This is a genomic window from Bremerella alba, from assembly GCF_013618625.1.
Classification (GTDB): Bacteria; Planctomycetota; Planctomycetia; order Pirellulales; family Pirellulaceae; genus Bremerella; species Bremerella alba.
The window spans coordinates 26,214-42,179 of sequence record NZ_JABRWO010000004.1; the positions used below are offsets into that span (position 1 = coordinate 26,214).

The 15,966-nt window shown below is 54.4% G+C and carries 11 protein-coding genes; 1 reads left to right on the plus strand and 10 read right to left on the minus strand.

Translation table 11 applies throughout. The features are described 5' to 3' along the window. Positions 1–3 precede the first annotated feature (3 nt). Positions 4–660 (minus strand): 50S ribosomal protein L3, encoded by a 657-nt coding sequence (rplC, locus tag HOV93_RS07800; protein ID WP_235990044.1) that lies wholly within the window; start codon positions 658–660, stop codon positions 4–6. Positions 661–806: 146 nt separating this feature from the next. Further along, positions 807–1,124 carry a 30S ribosomal protein S10 gene (gene rpsJ / locus HOV93_RS07805; RefSeq protein WP_105351940.1) on the minus strand — a complete coding sequence of 106 codons (318 nt, stop codon included), beginning with the start codon at positions 1,122–1,124 and terminating at the stop codon, positions 807–809. A 364-nt stretch (positions 1,125–1,488) separates the two neighbouring features. Between rpsJ and HOV93_RS07810 the strand changes: the two genes are divergently transcribed. After that, entirely contained in the window at positions 1,489–1,758 is a 270-nt protein-coding gene (locus HOV93_RS07810) for a hypothetical protein (protein WP_207395930.1), read from the plus strand. Positions 1,759–1,777: 19 nt separating this feature from the next. Here the strand turns inward: HOV93_RS07810 and fusA are convergent, their stop codons facing one another. The 8 genes from fusA to rplA form a co-directional block, all read right to left on the minus strand. Then, entirely contained in the window at positions 1,778–3,856 is a 2,079-nt protein-coding gene (fusA, locus tag HOV93_RS07815) for an elongation factor G (protein WP_207395931.1), read from the minus strand. A gap of 275 nt (positions 3,857–4,131) precedes the next feature. Then, complete coding sequence (rpsG, locus tag HOV93_RS07820) at positions 4,132–4,602, minus strand: 30S ribosomal protein S7 (RefSeq protein WP_207395932.1); 471 nt, start codon at positions 4,600–4,602, stop codon at positions 4,132–4,134. 89 nt (positions 4,603–4,691) lie between these two features. Then, positions 4,692–5,060, minus strand: coding sequence for a 30S ribosomal protein S12 (gene rpsL / locus HOV93_RS07825; RefSeq protein ID WP_207395933.1), 369 nt, complete (start codon positions 5,058–5,060; stop codon positions 4,692–4,694). Between the two features lie 355 nt (positions 5,061–5,415). Continuing rightward, the gene (gene rpoC / locus HOV93_RS07830) at positions 5,416–9,882 is read right to left on the minus strand and encodes a DNA-directed RNA polymerase subunit beta' (protein ID WP_207395934.1); all 4,467 of its coding nucleotides are present in this window, start codon (positions 9,880–9,882) and stop codon (positions 5,416–5,418) included. 138 nt (positions 9,883–10,020) lie between these two features. Beyond that, positions 10,021–13,770 (minus strand): DNA-directed RNA polymerase subunit beta, encoded by a 3,750-nt coding sequence (gene rpoB / locus HOV93_RS07835; RefSeq protein WP_207395935.1) that lies wholly within the window; start codon positions 13,768–13,770, stop codon positions 10,021–10,023. Positions 13,771–14,123: 353 nt separating this feature from the next. After that, on the minus strand, positions 14,124–14,537 hold the full coding sequence (rplL, locus tag HOV93_RS07840) for a 50S ribosomal protein L7/L12 (protein ID WP_235990001.1): 414 nt from the start codon (positions 14,535–14,537) through the stop codon (positions 14,124–14,126). Between the two features lie 130 nt (positions 14,538–14,667). Beyond that, complete coding sequence (gene rplJ / locus HOV93_RS07845; protein WP_207395936.1) at positions 14,668–15,192, minus strand: 50S ribosomal protein L10; 525 nt, start codon at positions 15,190–15,192, stop codon at positions 14,668–14,670. 58 nt (positions 15,193–15,250) lie between these two features. Beyond that, positions 15,251–15,928 carry a 50S ribosomal protein L1 gene (gene rplA / locus HOV93_RS07850; RefSeq protein WP_207395937.1) on the minus strand — a complete coding sequence of 226 codons (678 nt, stop codon included), beginning with the start codon at positions 15,926–15,928 and terminating at the stop codon, positions 15,251–15,253. Positions 15,929–15,966 lie beyond the last annotated feature (38 nt).

Genomic DNA, 15,966 nt, shown 5'->3' on the forward strand with positions numbered 1-15,966 from the left:
CCGTTAGCGAACCATATTTGTTTCACGAACGATCACGTATCCGCCATTGGGACCCGGAACGGCACCATTGACCAGGATCACGCCGTTTTCTTCGTCAACATTGACCACCTTCAGATTACGAATGGTAACCTGGGCATTTCCGTACTGGCCGCTCATCTTCAGGCCTTTGAACGTACGGCTTGGATAGGCACTGCAGCCGGTACCGCCCGAGTGACGATGAACCTTCTTCACACCGTGAGTAGCACGTTGACCGGCGAAGTTATGTCGCTTCATCACACCGGCATAGCCGCGACCGCGGCTTGTGGCGATGACATCGACAGACACGGCTTCAGCGAGAACGCCGACGCCGATCTCTTGACCAACTTCAGCACCTTCGATCGAGCCGCGAAGTTCACGAACGAATCGCTTCGGCTCGCAACCTGCTTTAGCGGAAGGCTCACCACCGGCGGCGGCAAGTCGCTTCGATCGCTTGCTTGAGAGAGGAGCAACATGACCACGTTCACTACGAATCGCTAGGCGGCGAGGCTTGTCGCCGTAACCGAGCTGAATTGCCTCATAGCCATCGCGTTCCAGGGTTCGCACCTGAAGCACGTGACAGGGACCTGCCTGTACAACCGTAACCGGGATAACGTTCCCAGACTCTGTATAGATCTGGGTCATCCCGACCTTACGGCCGAGTATGCCTTTTGCCATGATTCGTCGCCTTGTAGTCCGTTGCTCGCTTCGCTGGACCAGCCAAACAGGCCGATTACCATCCGAAGCTTCCAGCCATCCAAAGACTCTTTAAAACGGGCTGTGTGATTAAACTATCGAGTTGTTGCCTTGATCTTGATATCGACACCAGCTGGCAGGTTCAGCTTATTGAGCGACTCAATCGTCTTGGCGGTAGCCTGGACGATGTCGATCAGACGCTTATGCGTCCGTACTTCAAACTGCTGACGTGCCTTCTTGTCGATATGCGGACCCGACAGAACGGTATAACGCTCAATTCGAGTCGGCAACGGAATAGGACCATGCACTTCCGAATGGGTCCGCTTCGCCGTGTCGACGATGTCGAGAGCACTCTGATCCAAGATCGAGTGATCGTAAGCTTCCATCCGAATGCGAATAATTTCTTTGGCCACGTGCCTGATCCCTATTAACTGCTTCCCGGTAACCCGGGGTTGTATTTTCTTTTCGCTCCCTGGTCGCTCTTTGAGCTAACTGGGAAACAGATGATATTAAAAATCTAACGTGCTTTCGTCAATGGGCTCCGGTTTGGATTTCGAACCTTTTTCGAAGGGTTGTCTCGAATAGCATAAAAACCTCTGCTTTAGGGCCGTTAAACGCCTCTTCTCGGATCGCAGCGAGGGCCAGTACATGGGAACAGCCTGTCGGATTTTCGGAACTCATGGCTTTGATTCGTGGCTTTTCGGCCGGAACCGTCATAATGCACTTTGCGAATTCTCGTCTTTCACTTATTTCCTAGTCCGACAAAGGCCATCAGGTGTGTCGCGTTCTAACCGATTGCAAATTAGCCTAAAGGGCCTTTTGTTAGCTATCCTGACCCTTTCCGCAGGCCTAGCGATCCTTCGAGCGACGAAATACGACCTTCATCAGTTCGTTGGCGTGACCGCGACCATTGCCGGAGTAGGTGCAATTCTATTTCTGGCGGCCCTGTACTCCCTCGACCTGATCGGCATCACAACGTGGGCCATGCGAGTAAGGAGGAAACGAAACGACTCGAATTCTCGCCAAGACCCACCGCAGCCCGACTAGCCCACCTAGACCAGTCAGTCTACATAAACTGCTTGATCAGCTCAGGCGGTGCGGCAGCGTACTTTAGCGGCTCCATACTGCTCGATGCCCGGCCCTGACTCAGGCTTCGCATCGCACTGGAATAGCCAAATAGCTCGGCCAGCGGGGCGTGGGCCTCAATAATCGCGTCGCCAGAGCGGTTCTCTGTCTTAGCGATCTCGCCGCGCCGCTTCATGATGTCGCCGACGAAATCCCCCATATAATCCTCTGGCGTCGTGATCGTCAGCTTCATGATCGGCTCGAGCAAGGTCGGCACGGCCGCTTCCAGTCCCTTCTCGAACGCATCGCCTGCGGCAATTGCAAAGGCCGTTTCGGTTGACCCTACTTCCTCTACTTCCGCATCGAGGATCGTGATCTTGATATCTGCCAGCGGGAACCCGCCAATGATCCCACCGCCGACCGATCGACTGCGAAGCTCTTCCATGGCAGCCTCGACCAGATTAAACGGCACGCGTTCTGGCGGAATCTTGGGAATGATAATCACTGGCTGCTGCTGATTCGGCGAGTGTTCGACCTGGATCGTCAGCTTCGCGAACAACTGCTGCCCTTGAATGATCCGGTGACATTCACCAGTCACCTTGGCCGACTTGCCGATCGTTTCGCGGTAACTAACTCGCGGTTTATGCACTTTGACGTTGAGCTTGAAATCTCGCAATAGTCGATGGCGAATTACCTCCAGATGCAACTCGCCCATCCCGCTGATAATTGTTTGCCCAGTGTCCTTGTTTTCGTCTGCGGCGAATGTGGGATCCTGACGACGCATCATCAACAGCGTCTCGGAAAGCTTATCGCGATCAGCCGACGACTCTGGCTCGATGGCCATTCCAATCACCGTTTCCGGGAAATTGATCGACTCGAGTAAAATCGGGCTGCGAGTATCGCAAAGAGTATCCCCGGTCACCGAGTGACGCAGCCCAATGATGCCAACAATATCGCCTGTACCGACATAGTCGACTTGCTCCTTCTTGGATGCCTGAATGTGCCATAGCTGGGCACAGTTCTCCTTCACGTCGCGGCCTGGATTTAACAAGCGCGAGTTTGGCTTCAATTCGCCTGAATAGACGCGGACCCAAGTCATGTCGCCGTGCTTGGCAGGCAATACCTTGAAGACGAGACCGCAGAACGGCTCTTTCGGGTCAGGCTCACGCTTTTCAGCCTGGCCATTCTTCGTCGGATTGGTTCCCACCACGGCGGAAACATCCTTGGGGCTCGGCAAATAATAGGTAACCGCATCCAAAATTGGCTGAACACCAATACCATCCAAGGCCGAACCACACATCACCGGCTGAAGCTGACGGGCCAGCGTTCCCTCTCGCAGAACCTGGCGAATCAGCGCAGGTGGAATTGGTTCTTCAGAGAGGCTCAACTCCATCAGTTCGTTGCTGAGATCGTACAGCTTCTCAAGCAAGTTTTCACGCCATTGCTGGGCCTTTTCGAGGTATTCTTCTGGGATATCGAGCACGTCGCGGGTTCGATCCTGATCCCCTTCACCGAAATGCAGCATCTTCATCTCGATCAAATCAATCACGCCACGAAATGCATCCGCAACATGCGGCGGCCCGGAGCCTACCGGGATTTGAATAGGGACCGGATTTGCCTTGAGCCGCCTTTCAATCTGCTGCAAAACGGAATCGAAATCAGCTCCTTCGCGGTCCATCTTGTTAATAAACGCGACGCGTGGAACCTTGTATCGATTGGCTTGCCGCCAGACGGTTTCGCTCTGGGCCTCGACCCCTTCTCGGGCACTGAAAACAACCACGCCCCCATCCAGAACTCGCAAACAGCGCTCAACCTCGGCCGTAAAGTCGACGTGACCTGGCGTATCGATCAGGTTGACGGTGTAGTTTTCCCAGGGAAACGTCACACACGCCGAATAAATAGTGATACCCCGTTCGGCCTCCTCAGGATCAAAGTCCGTTTGGGTCGTCCCCTTGTCGACCTCACCAACCTTGTGCGATGTACCGCTGTAATAGAGCATCCGCTCGGTCACCGTCGTCTTGCCAGCGTCGATGTGGGCAATCACCCCGATATTGCGAATGTCTTCAAGTTTACGATCCATGACTCTGACGCCAGCCGCTTTCGACTGGACCTTTCTTGCTTCTCAGTAGGTGACAAAGGGAATTGTCTATTTTGCTCGTTTCTTATTCCGTCGACCATGCCAGGAAAAAGATGAATTTGCAGTATTCTTGCGGCTGCACCCTCAAGGGAACCATGAAATAAGCAATCAGGCATTCATGACTCAGACGGCTTTCCCTGACGAAGTGCGGGAACAAGAAAGATCGGCGCATAAAAAAAGCCGCACTTCGATGGAAGCACGGCTTTCGCTTTGAGTTTTTACCAAGCGAAGTGCGCGAACGCTTTATTCGCGTCAGCCATGCGGTGCACGTTTTCACGCTGGGTGTAAGCAGTACCTTCGCGGTTGTACGCTGCGTACAACTCGTCAGCCAACTTCAAGTGGGTCGGACGACCCTTCTTGTCGCGAACGGCCTTCAACAACCAACGAACAGCCAGCGACTGCTGACGCGTACGGTTGACCTGCATGGGAACCTGATAAGCGGCACCACCGACTCGCTTCGAGCGAACTTCGATGTGCGGCTTCACGTTCTCGACAGCCTGGGTGAAGACATCAATCGGCTCTTGATCCGGAATACGCTTCTTCAGTTCATCCATGGCACCATAGAAAACTTCCTGAGCGGTCGTCTTCTTGCCATCCTGCATAAGGCAATTGATGAACTTACTGGCCATGATCGACTTATAACGAGGATCTGGCTTTAACGTTTCGCGACTGGCGGTAATCTTACCCATCGTTGGTAACTAACTATTCGCTATTGCTTTGGTTTATGGGATGACGCTTCATATCGAGATGCTAGGCACATAGGCCGAAAGCATCGCGACTAGCTTCGCTTCGCACCGTAACGGCTGCGGGACTGCTTACGACCGCTAACACCCAACGCATCGAGGGCACCACGGACGACCTGATAACGCACACCAGGAAGGTCACGAACACGACCACCACGCACGAGAACAATCGAGTGTTCCTGCAGGCTGTGGCCTTCGCCTGGGATGTAAACAGTGACTTCCTTCTGATTCGACAGACGCACACGAGCGATCTTCCGAAGAGCCGAGTTCGGCTTCTTAGGGGTCATTGTGCGGACCTGCAAACACACACCACGCTTCTGCGGGCACTTCTCCAAAACTGGGGACTTGGAGAACTTACGCTTCTTTTTTCGCGGCTTACGAACGAGCTGATTAATGGTGGGCATAGGTCGCCGTTGCTTTTCCATAGGGCCGCGATGATCTGGGGCGGCCGAATTTCTGTTTGCTTACTGTCGCTTCCCACGGATCATGGGAAGCCCTTTAAATTAGCCGATTGCTGGAAACTGTCAACCCGTAATGAAGATCTCACGGGAAAACGTGATCCAGTATTGGCTCTCTTAATCTCTCTCGTCCCATCGCCCCCTTGGTGAGACGATGAGAATCGAATTGGCTACCTGCTTCATGAGCTCTCCCACCTAGAAAGGGAGGAGGAGCCTCAAAGCAGCATGGCCACGCGGACGTGGCCATGACACCTTACTTGCTTAGCACTTTGGACTGTTTAATTTGCCCAAACGCTTTGCCTTACAGCTCGTCCCCGTTGGGGTCGAAGCCTTCACCACCCTCTTGCGGTGGTAGAGGAGGCTGCTGCTGGGGCGGTTGATGCTGCGGTGGCTCATGACCATAGGTCGGGCCTTCGGTTGCAGGGATCGGGCCGCCGCCACCGAGTAGGCTTTCCAAGCCCGGAGCAGGAGCCATCTCGGAGATCGCTGCAGGTCCTTGACCTGGCTGCGGCTGCTCGCTGTTGTCTTGCAGCAGCGGGAAGCTATCTTCCAGCGTGCGTTCGCGGGTTCGCGAAGCCAGCTCAGCCAATGCTTCTGGATTGATACGGACTTCCGAATCCTGGAAGGTTCGGAAACCGGTACCGGCCGGAATCAAGTGACCCAAGATCACGTTTTCCTTCAGACCGATTAGTTCGTCGATCTTGCCTGCCAGGGCGGCCTCGGTAAGAACCTTAGTCGTTTCCTGGAAAGACGCAGCCGAGATAAAGCTGGAACTCTGAACGGCTGCCTTGGTAATCCCCAAGAGCTGCGTCGAAGCACTTGCCGCGGCGGGCTTGCTTCCCTTGGCGGGGCTGCCGCCGAGAGATTCGATCTGACCGTTTTCCTGTTCCAACGCTTCCTTCGGCACAATCATGCCTTCGGTGAACTGCTGCGAGTCACCGGTACCGCTGATTTTCAAGCAGCGAGAAAGCTGATCGTTTGCTCGACGGAAATCAAACTTGTCCATCACCAAGCCCGGCAGCAAGCTTGTATCGCCTGCCGAGTCGACCATCACCTTTCGCAGCATGCGTGCGACGATGATCTCGATGTGCTTGTCGTTGATTTCCACACGCTGGCTGCGATAGACGCCTTGGATTTCGTGCAGCAGGTATTGCTGAACGGCTTCTTCGCCTGAAATTCGCAGGATATCGTGAGGAACGAGTGGACCGTCGATCAGCGATTGACCCGCTTTGACGTAGTCGCCGGTGTGAACCAGGAATCGTTTACCGTGCGGAACGAGATGCTCACGTTCGATGCCGGACTCGTTGCGAACGATGATCGTACGCTTGCCGCGTTTCTTCTCGGAAAGGATTTCGACCACACCGTCGATCTCGGCCATCACGGCAGGATCTTTCGGCTTACGAGCCTCGAAAATTTCCGTAACTCGCGGCAGACCACCGGTGATGTCCTTAACACCGCCCGATTCACGCGGCGTACTGGCAACCGTGGTACCAGCAGAAACCTTGGTACCTTCCTCGACGTCGATGATTGCCTTCTCTGGCAGATAATAAACGTCGAGCGGCTTGCCATCTTCGTCCTCGATCACCAACTGCGGATGGAAGTCACCCTTGTGCTCGGTGATCATACGGCGCGTGTGCCCCGTCGAGTCGTGCTCGATGATCATCGTTTCCCCTTCGACGACGTCCTCGTAACGGACGCGACCGCCGACTTCGGCAACGATCGGAATCGAGTAAGGATTCCACGAGCAAAGAACGTCTCCGGTCTTCACTTCGGTGTTTTCTTTGACTTCCAGGGTAGCACCAGTCGGCACGTCATAGCTTTCGATTTCACGACCCTTGGCGTCGACGATCGTGATTTCACCATTTCGGGTGAGAACGATGTCTTTGCCTTCGTCGTTGGTCGCCGTACGCATACGGGTAAACTTGACGAAACCGCCACGCTTGGTCTTCTTTTCGTGCTCTTCAGTATCCGTAACGGCCACACCACCGATGTGGAAGGTACGCATCGTAAGCTGCGTGCCTGGTTCCCCAATCGACTGGGCGGCAATGATACCGACGGCCATGCCTTCTTCAACCTGATCACCGGTCGACATGTCCATGCCGTAGCATGCTTTGCAGCAACCCAGGCCGGTATCGCAGGTCATTGGGCTGCGAACCTGGATACGTTCCAGCCCCATCTTTTCGATCTTGCGGGCCGTATCCGGCGTGATCATCTCGTTTTCGCGAACGATCACTTCGTCCGTGATCGGATTCACAATGCTCTGGCGACTCACACGACCTTTGATCGCATCGGCCAGCGAGACTTCCACCTTTTCACCGCGGTAAATGACCCCCTTGGTAATACCTTGGGTCGTTTCGCAGTCGTCCCGAGTGATCACCACGTTCTGTGCGACGTCGGCCAGTTTACGCGTCAGGTAACCGGAGTCGGCCGTCTTCAATGCCGTATCGGCCAGACCCTTTCGGGCACCGTGCGTCGAAGAGAAGTATTCGAGCACCGTCAGGCCTTCACGGAAGTTCGACTTGATCGGCGTTTCGATGATTTCGCCCGACGGCTTAGCCATCAGACCACGCATACCGGCCAGCTGTCGAATCTGCTCAGTACCACCACGAGCACCCGAGTCGGCCATCAAGTACACCGGGTTGATGTAACCGTGACCGCCACGAACATCGTTCTTCATCTCGGTCATCATCTCGGCAGTAATCTGCTCACGAGCATGGGTCCAAGCGTCGAGAACCTGGTTAACACGTTCCTTATCGGTGATCACACCGCGTTCATACAGCTTCTTAAACTTGATCACCTTCTTCTCAGCTTCACCGATAATCTTGTGCTTCGAGTCTGGAGTCACAAGGTCGTCGGTTGCGAAGGAAAGTCCACTGCGGGTCGATTCGCGGAAGCCAAGCTGGTTCATATCGTCCAGCAAGTTAATCGTTGCCCGGCGTCCCAAACGCTGGTAACAGTCGGAAATCACCTTGGACAACTCACCACTGCCGAGCGAGTAGTTGTAGTAGTCCATCCCCTCAGGCAGCATCTCGTTGAACAGGACGCGGCCGAAGGTCGTATCGACAATCCGGGTGTTGCTCTCTTCGTCGTCTTCGCCCTTAAGCTTTCGGCCTTCGGGAAGACGAACTTTGATCACAGCATGCAGATCGATAATCCCCTGAGCGAACGCGTAGTCCGCCTCGTCCATCGAGGAGAAGGTCATGCCTTCGCCGGGACGATTGGGCAGGCTAATGGTGATGAAGTTACAACCCATCACTACGTCCTGCGACGGGCTCATGATCGGCTTACCGTTGGACGGAGCAAAGATATTGTTGGTCGCCAACATCAGCGTGTGGGCTTCCACCTGGGCTTCAATCGAAAGCGGCAGGTGAACGGCCATCTGGTCGCCGTCGAAGTCGGCATTGAAACCTTTGCAGACCAGCGGATGAAGATGAATCGCGTTACCTTCCACCAGGGTTGGCTCGAAGGCCTGAATCCCCATACGGTGAAGTGTCGGAGCACGATTCAACAGAACCGGGTGATTCTGGATCACTGATTCCAAGATATCCCAGACTTCTTCATCCTTTCGCTCGAGCATCTTCTTGGCGCTCTTGATGGTATCGGCGTGACCCAACACCTTGAGCTTGCGAATGATGAATGGCTGATACAGCTCCAACGCGATCTTCTTAGGCAAACCGCACTGATGAAGCTTCATCCGCGGACCAACCACGATCACGGAACGAGCCGAGTAGTCGACACGTTTACCGAGCAGATTTTCACGGAAACGCCCCTGCTTACCCTTGATCATGTCGGTCAGGGACTTGAGCGGACGGTTGCTGCTACCAAGCACCGGACGCTTGCAGCGGTTGTTGTCGAACAAGGCGTCGACCGATTGCTGCAGCATTCGCTTTTCATTGCGGATGATGACTTCCGGAGCGTTCAGATCGACCAACTTCCGCAGGCGGTTGTTGCGATTGATGATACGACGGTAGAGGTCGTTCAAGTCGGACGTGGCGAAATTGCCTGAGTCCAACAGAACCAGCGGACGCAGATCCGGAGGAATCACCGGGATGACGTCCATAATCATCCATTCCGGCTTGTTGTCGCTATCACGGATCGCCTCGACGATCTTCAAGCGATTGGTGTAATCTTTACGCTTCTGCTTCGAGCCTGTTTCGGCCAAGTCCTTACGCAGATCGATCGAAAGTTGCACCAGGTCTAACCCTTGGAGCAACTTGCGAACGGCTTCGGCACCCATGTCGGCTTCAAACGAGCCGGAGCCGAATTGTTCGACCGCACCGCGGTACTCTTCTTCGGTCAGCGTCTGGAACTTCTCGAGATCGGTGGAGCCTGGGTCAACCACGACGTAATCCTGGAAGTAGATCACTTTTTCCAGGCTCGAGGTCTTCATCGCCAACAAGTTACCCAAACGGCTGGGCATGGCCTTGAAGAACCAGATGTGAACAATCGGGGCGGCCAGCTCAATGTGCCCCATGCGCTTGCGGCGAACGCGGCTGTGCGTGATTTTCACACCACAGCGATCGCAGATCATGCCTTTGTACTTCATGCCGCGATACTTACCGCAGGCACATTCCCAGTCCTTTTCCGGGCCGAAGATACGTTCGCAGAAAAGGCCGTCCTTTTCTGGGCGGTAAGTTCGGTAGTTAATAGTCTCCGGCTTTTTGACTTCACCGAACGACCAACTGCGGATGTCGTGAGGCCGTGCGAGGCTGATCTTGACCGCGGTGTAATCGTTGATTCGGTCGTAAGAGCTTTCGAGAATACTCATGGCCCGTGCTCCTTATGTGTATGCCACTTGGATGGTCGTGTTGGTGAAGATGCAGTTGGCTACTAATTGGCGTGCCAACTGCGGGGTCGCCAATCGCGGACTGAGCACCTCAGTCCGCCGCAGAGGACGCCGCTTGGATTACAAGCGGCGTTTTTCCAACTGCATATTCAACCCGAGCCCTCGGATTTCGTTGGTCAACACGTCAAAGCTAGCGGGCGTCCCGGCTTCCAACGTGTTTTCACCTTTGACCATCGATTCGTAGATTTTCGTTCGTCCTTCGACGTCGTCACTTTTCACAGTGAGCAGCTCTTGAAGGATGTAGGCAGCACCGTAGGCTTCCAGAGCCCACACTTCCATTTCCCCAAAACGCTGACCGCCGAACCGAGCTTTACCACCCAGCGGCTGCTGCGTAATAAGCGAGTAAGGCCCAGTGCTTCGAGCGTGCACCTTGTCATCCACCAAGTGATGCAGTTTCAACATATAGATGTAACCGACTGTCGTTTCCTGGTTGAGCGCTTCGCCAGAACGTCCATCGTGAAGGCGTACCTTCCCGTGACGCGGCAAACCAGCTTCCTCCAAGCAGTCGTTAATAATCTCTTCGCTCGCTCCGTCGAACACCGGGGTGATCGCCTGGAAGCCGAGTCTGGCACCAGCCCAACCTAAGTGGGTCTCTAGAATCTGCCCCACATTCATACGGCTAGGAACGCCGAGCGGGTTGAGCATGATCTGGATGGGTGTACCGTCCGGCAAAAACGGCATGTCTTCGACCGGGAGAATCTTAGCAATCACACCCTTGTTACCATGGCGACCGGCCATTTTGTCACCCACTGAGATAACTCGCTTGGTGGCAACGTAGACCTTAACCATCTGCAGAACGCCACTGCGAAGCTCATCGCCCCGTTTCATGCTGTTCAGCTTGCGATCGCGTTGATCGACCACCAGTTCGATGGCAGGCCATTTGGCCGCATACAACTGGCGAACCTGGGCAATGCGATCATCGCTCTTGAGCGACTCGAGCACCTTGTACAGACGGAACTGCTGAGCCTGTTCCGCGATGTACTTAGCATCCTGATCGCGAGTGAGCGGGGTACCGTCTTCGTCGGTCACTGTCTTGCCAAGGATCTTTTCCACTTCCTCGACAAACTCAGCGAAGAGTTCCGAGATGGCGTTGTTACCTTCGGTCTCGGCATCCTTTAAGGTTTTCTCGAATGCCTTGCGTTCATCGTCCGAGAGGCTCATACGGCGAGCAAATTTCTCGGCCTGAACCACGATTCCTTCGATCCCAGAAGGAACCTCCAGCGAATCGTTCTTCACGTCTTCACCGGCACGACCAAAGATCGCGTGCAACAGCTTTTCTTCCGGTGTCAGTTCGGTCTTGCTCTTCGGCGAAACCTTACCGACCAAAATGTCGCCAGGCTTCACGTAGGTACCGACCTGAACGATGCCGCTCTCGTCGAGATTGCGGAGCATCTTTTCGGAAACATTCGGAATGTCTCGCGTGAAGTCTTCGCGGCCCAGCTTCGTTTCGCGAATTTCGACGTCGAACTCTTCGATATGAATCGAGGTGTACACGTCTTGCTTCACCAGCTCTTCACTGATGATGATCGCGTCTTCGTAGTTGTACCCATCGAACGACATAAAGCCGACCAACACGTTGCGGCCTAGGGCCAACTGACCACCATGGGTCGCGGCACCATCAGCCAGCACATCGCCAGCGGTGATCTTCTGTCCCATCTTCACGACAGGGTGTTGATTCAAGCACGTACGCTCATTCAAACCGACGAACTTACGCATCCGGTAGACGTCTTCGGCGTGCTCGGCAGCACCGCTACGTTCGACAACCACTTTCAAGGCGTCGACGTAGGTAACCTTACCGTCATACTTGGCACGGATGATCATGCTCGAGTTCATCGCCACGTCGCGTTCAACGCCGGTGCCGACAATCGGGGGTTCCGCAATTAACAGAGGCACTGCCTGCCGCTGCATGTTGGACCCCATCAAAGCACGGTTTGCATCGTCATGTTCCAGGAACGGAATCAACGCTGCAGAAACACCAACCATCTGGCAAGGTGCCACGTCGATGTAGTGCACTTCGGTCGGGGCGACCATTTCAAAGTCGCTGCGGTATCGAGCGATAATCAAGTCGCCCAGTAAGTTTTCATCATCGTCGGTCGGCGTATCCGCCGGAGCCACCAGGGCATCCGACTCTTCGTCGGCCCGCAACCAAACGAAACCCTTATCGATCTTGCCGTTGGTAATCTTGCGATACGGCGTAATCAAAAAGCCGTATTCATCCACGGAAGAATAAAGAGCCAGGCTCGAGATCAGACCGATGTTCGTACCTTCCGGTGTTTCAATCGGGCAAATACGACCATAGTGAGAAATATGAACGTCGCGTACCTCGAAACCGGCACGCTTTCGATTCAAACCACCAGGGCCGAGGGCCGACAGACGACGTTCGTGCGTGAGCATCGAGAGCGGGTTGGTCTGGTCGACCACCTGCGACAATTCGCCACGACCAAAGAAGTACTCAATGGCAGCCGAAATGCTCTTCGGATTAACCAAGTTACGCGGAGTCATATCTTCCGCGTCTTTCAGGCTCATGCGTTCCTGAACGGTACGACGAAGCTTCAGAAAGCCCTTCCGCATTTCGTCGCAAGCGAGTTCGTCGATGGTACGCAGACGACGGTTACCCAAGTGATCGATATCATCGATACGGAACCGCTTATCGCCGGACGAAAGATTCAGGATATACCGAATCGCGGCGATCAGATCATCTGGCCGAAGCGTCTGTTGACCTTCGTCGATATCGAGACCGAGCTTGCGGTTCATACGGAAACGGCCAACGCGACCTAGGCGATAGCGGTTTTCGTCGTAGAACTTTTCAGTGAAAAGGGTCTTGGCCTTTTCCAATTGCGGCGGATTACCAGGACGCAAGCGCTGATAGATACGCAGCAATGCTTCTTCATGGCTCGAAGTGTTATCTTCGCCCAACGCGTTGAAAATCAACGGCGTCCTGGGAGGATCCATCACCTCGACCTTGTCGATACCGGCAGAACAGATCAATTCCGCGATATTGCGGCTAATCTTTTGCCCCGCCTCAAGGATAATTTCACCTGCCCGGTCGTTTCCGCTCGGGTAGATGATGTCGTCGACGGCGATCTTATTTTCGATCTTGGCGACGCTACGACCATCCTTGACGGTCTCGACGCTCGATTCATAGAACGCGCGGATCACGTCAGCGTCGCTGCTATATTCCGGCGACATGGCACGCAATAGCGTCGTGGCGGCAAACTTACCGCTTTGATCGATTCGGACCGTCATCGAGTCCTTTTTCGAGACGTTGACTTCGATCCAGCTTCCACGCTCAGGAATCACGCGGCAGCTAGGCAGCTTCTTATCGGATGTCGTGTCTTGCTCAAGCACGAAGTCGACACCGGGACTACGGTGCAGTTGGCTCACAACGACGCGTTCAGCACCGTTGATGATGAACTCACCGCCACCCAGCATGACCGGCAGATCGCCCAGGTACACTTCTTCCTCGATCGGCTCTTCTTTGTTCAAGCGAAGCCAAATTCGGAAGGGACGACCATAGGTCAACCGCAGTTGCTTACATTCCTCAGGCGTATAGCGAGGCTTGCCCAATTCATAGCGGACGTAATCCAGTTGATTCTGGCCGTCATAACTTTGGATTGGGAAGATCTCGCGCAGGACACTTTCGATGCCCAGCTCTTGATCTCTCTCTTCTGCTTCGACATCCGCCTGCAGAAAGTTTTGATAGCTCAGGGTCTGAATTTTCGTCAGATCCGGCGGAGCCATATAGATCGATTGACTTCCAAACCGACGAACTTCACTTGGTTCCAGCCGTCGTTGCGACGAGGTAGCCATAGGCGACGCGACTCCTTGGGCGGCAAATCAAAAAACAACATGCTTTCGCGACAAATCTGATGCGGACAAAATGCAGGGTTTTACCCATCAATCCGAAGCAGATAGCGTGAAAGCATGAGCGATACGGGCGGACAGTAGAGGTTCAAGTTCGAGCAGCGAAAGCGCGCAGCTGGCGCCATGCAAGCTAGCACGACTGCCGATGCAGGCGCGCATTCTTACCTGATTTCCATCCATGCTGTCAAAAGAAAAAGAAGATCCGGAAGACTTCAAAATCACACCTCGCGACGTTGCCTCTTTAGTATAGGGGAGGCAACGTCTGAGTGAAAACAGGAAATCAGCCAATAACCGTAGTCTTACTTGATTTCGACGACGGCACCAGCACCTTCCAACTCTTCCTTCGCCTTTTCAGCGTCTTCCTTGGAAACGCCTTCCTTGATCTTGGCGTCCTTGGTTTCGACCATGTCCTTGGCTTCTTTCAAGCCCAGGCCAGTGATCGCACGGACGACCTTAATAACACCGATCTTCTGAGCACCGAAGTCAGTCATGACGACGTCGAACTCGGTCTGCTCAGCAGCTGCTTCTTCAGCAGCACCACCAGCTGGACCGGCCATCATGACACCACCGCCAGCGGCAGCTTCGATACCGTGAGCGTCCTTCAGGTAGTCGCCCAGCTCAACGGCTTGCTTCAGAGTCAGGCCAGCGATCTGATCGCCCAAACCCTTGATTTCTTCGTTCACTTCAACAGTTGCAGTTGCTTCTTCGGACATTTCGGATCTTATCCTTTCAACACTTATTGGCAGGGGAACCAGCCCGCCTGCGCCAGGGAATACGGATGTTTTGGTTTATGGAAACGTTCTTTCGGCAAAAGCCGCCAGGACGTTTGCCGAAAGAAGGCCGTTAGCCTTCTTCTTTTTCGCCAACTTGCTTGACCTGCGAGGCCAACTTGGCACCAGGGCCCTTGATTTGGCCAGCCAGGGTACGGCCAGGGCCTAGGATCTGACCCACCAGAAGCGAGAGTTGCTCAGCTCGGTTAGGCCATTTGCTGATTGCCTTGACGGAATCAGGATTCAGGGATTCGCCATCCATGACACCGCCCTTGGCGGTGAATCCCGGAAACTTGTCGTCTTCGTTCAGCTTGACAACTTCCTTGGCCAAGTCGACGAAATCTTCGCCACCCCAAACCAGGGCAGTGCTCCCCTCCATGCCATCCAGGGCAGGAGCGAGCGAGGTACCTTCACAAGCCTTGAATGCCAGCGTGCGGCGGACAACCAAGAGGCTCAGGCCCTTTTCGCGGAGTTGCTTGCGGACCAGATGGGTCTTTTCCGCATTCATCCCCACAACGTCGACTACCAGGAGGTCATTCACCCCGTCCAATCGCTTGGACAGGTCGGTGATCACCAGTTTTTTTAGATACTTACTCATGACTCAGGGCTTTGTACGTATGGGTTATCGCGTAACGCTTGAACTTGTTAAGAACAATTTAGAGGGCAACTTGAACGCCGGGGCTCATTGTTGCACTCAAATTGACGCTACGAACATAAGTGCCCTTTGCCGCTTGGGGCTTAAGGCCATTGATATGATCGATGAAGGACTGAATGTTGTCTTGCAGCTTGCCAGCGTCGAAACCAAGTCTTCCGACCACTGCATGGACGATCCCAGCAGGATCGTTGCGGAATTCGACTTTACCGGCCTTGTATTCCTTAACCACGCGAGCGACGTCTGGGGTCACCGTGCCAGCACGTGGTGAAGGCATCAAACCGCGTGGACCAAGGACGCGACCCAATGGTCCAACCAGGCCCATCATGTCGGGACTGGCGATACAGACGTCGAAGTCGAGCCAGCCATCCTTGATCTTCTTGGCCATGTCTTCCGCACCCACCTCGTCGGCACCAGCTTCCTGGGCGGCGACGGCGTTGTCACCCTTGGCAAAGACGATGACGCGTTGGATCTTGCCAATACCATGAGGCAGTACTAACGCACCACGAACCAATTGGTCAGCCTGCTTGGGATCAATGCCCAATCGCATTGCAATCTCAACAGTCTGATCGAACTTCGTCGTATCGAACGACTTCAGCAGTACGATCGCATCTTTCAGGTTCAGTGGCTCGGCTGGCAACTTTCCCGCCAGGGCTCGATATCGTTTGGATTGTTTAACCATCGTCAATCGCCAATATGTAGAAAATTGATGTTTGCGTA

What these genes read in the sequence shown, in the direction of transcription:
- fusA (WP_207395931.1), bottom strand. Translation starts at nt 3,856, where the DNA reads ATGGATCGTAAACTTGAAGACATTCGCAATATCGGGGTGATTGCCCAC.
- rplL (WP_235990001.1), bottom strand. Translation starts at nt 14,537, where the DNA reads ATGTCCGAAGAAGCAACTGCAACTGTTGAAGTGAACGAAGAAATCAAG.
- rplJ (WP_207395936.1), bottom strand. Translation starts at nt 15,192, where the DNA reads ATGAGTAAGTATCTAAAAAAACTGGTGATCACCGACCTGTCCAAGCGA.
- rplC (WP_235990044.1), bottom strand. Translation starts at nt 660, where the DNA reads ATGACCCAGATCTATACAGAGTCTGGGAACGTTATCCCGGTTACGGTT.
- rpsL (WP_207395933.1), bottom strand. Translation starts at nt 5,060, where the DNA reads ATGCCCACCATTAATCAGCTCGTTCGTAAGCCGCGAAAAAAGAAGCGT.
- rpoC (WP_207395934.1), bottom strand. Translation starts at nt 9,882, where the DNA reads ATGAGTATTCTCGAAAGCTCTTACGACCGAATCAACGATTACACCGCG.
- rpoB (WP_207395935.1), bottom strand. Translation starts at nt 13,770, where the DNA reads ATGGCTACCTCGTCGCAACGACGGCTGGAACCAAGTGAAGTTCGTCGG.
- rplA (WP_207395937.1), bottom strand. Translation starts at nt 15,928, where the DNA reads ATGGTTAAACAATCCAAACGATATCGAGCCCTGGCGGGAAAGTTGCCA.
- rpsG (WP_207395932.1), bottom strand. Translation starts at nt 4,602, where the DNA reads ATGGGTAAGATTACCGCCAGTCGCGAAACGTTAAAGCCAGATCCTCGT.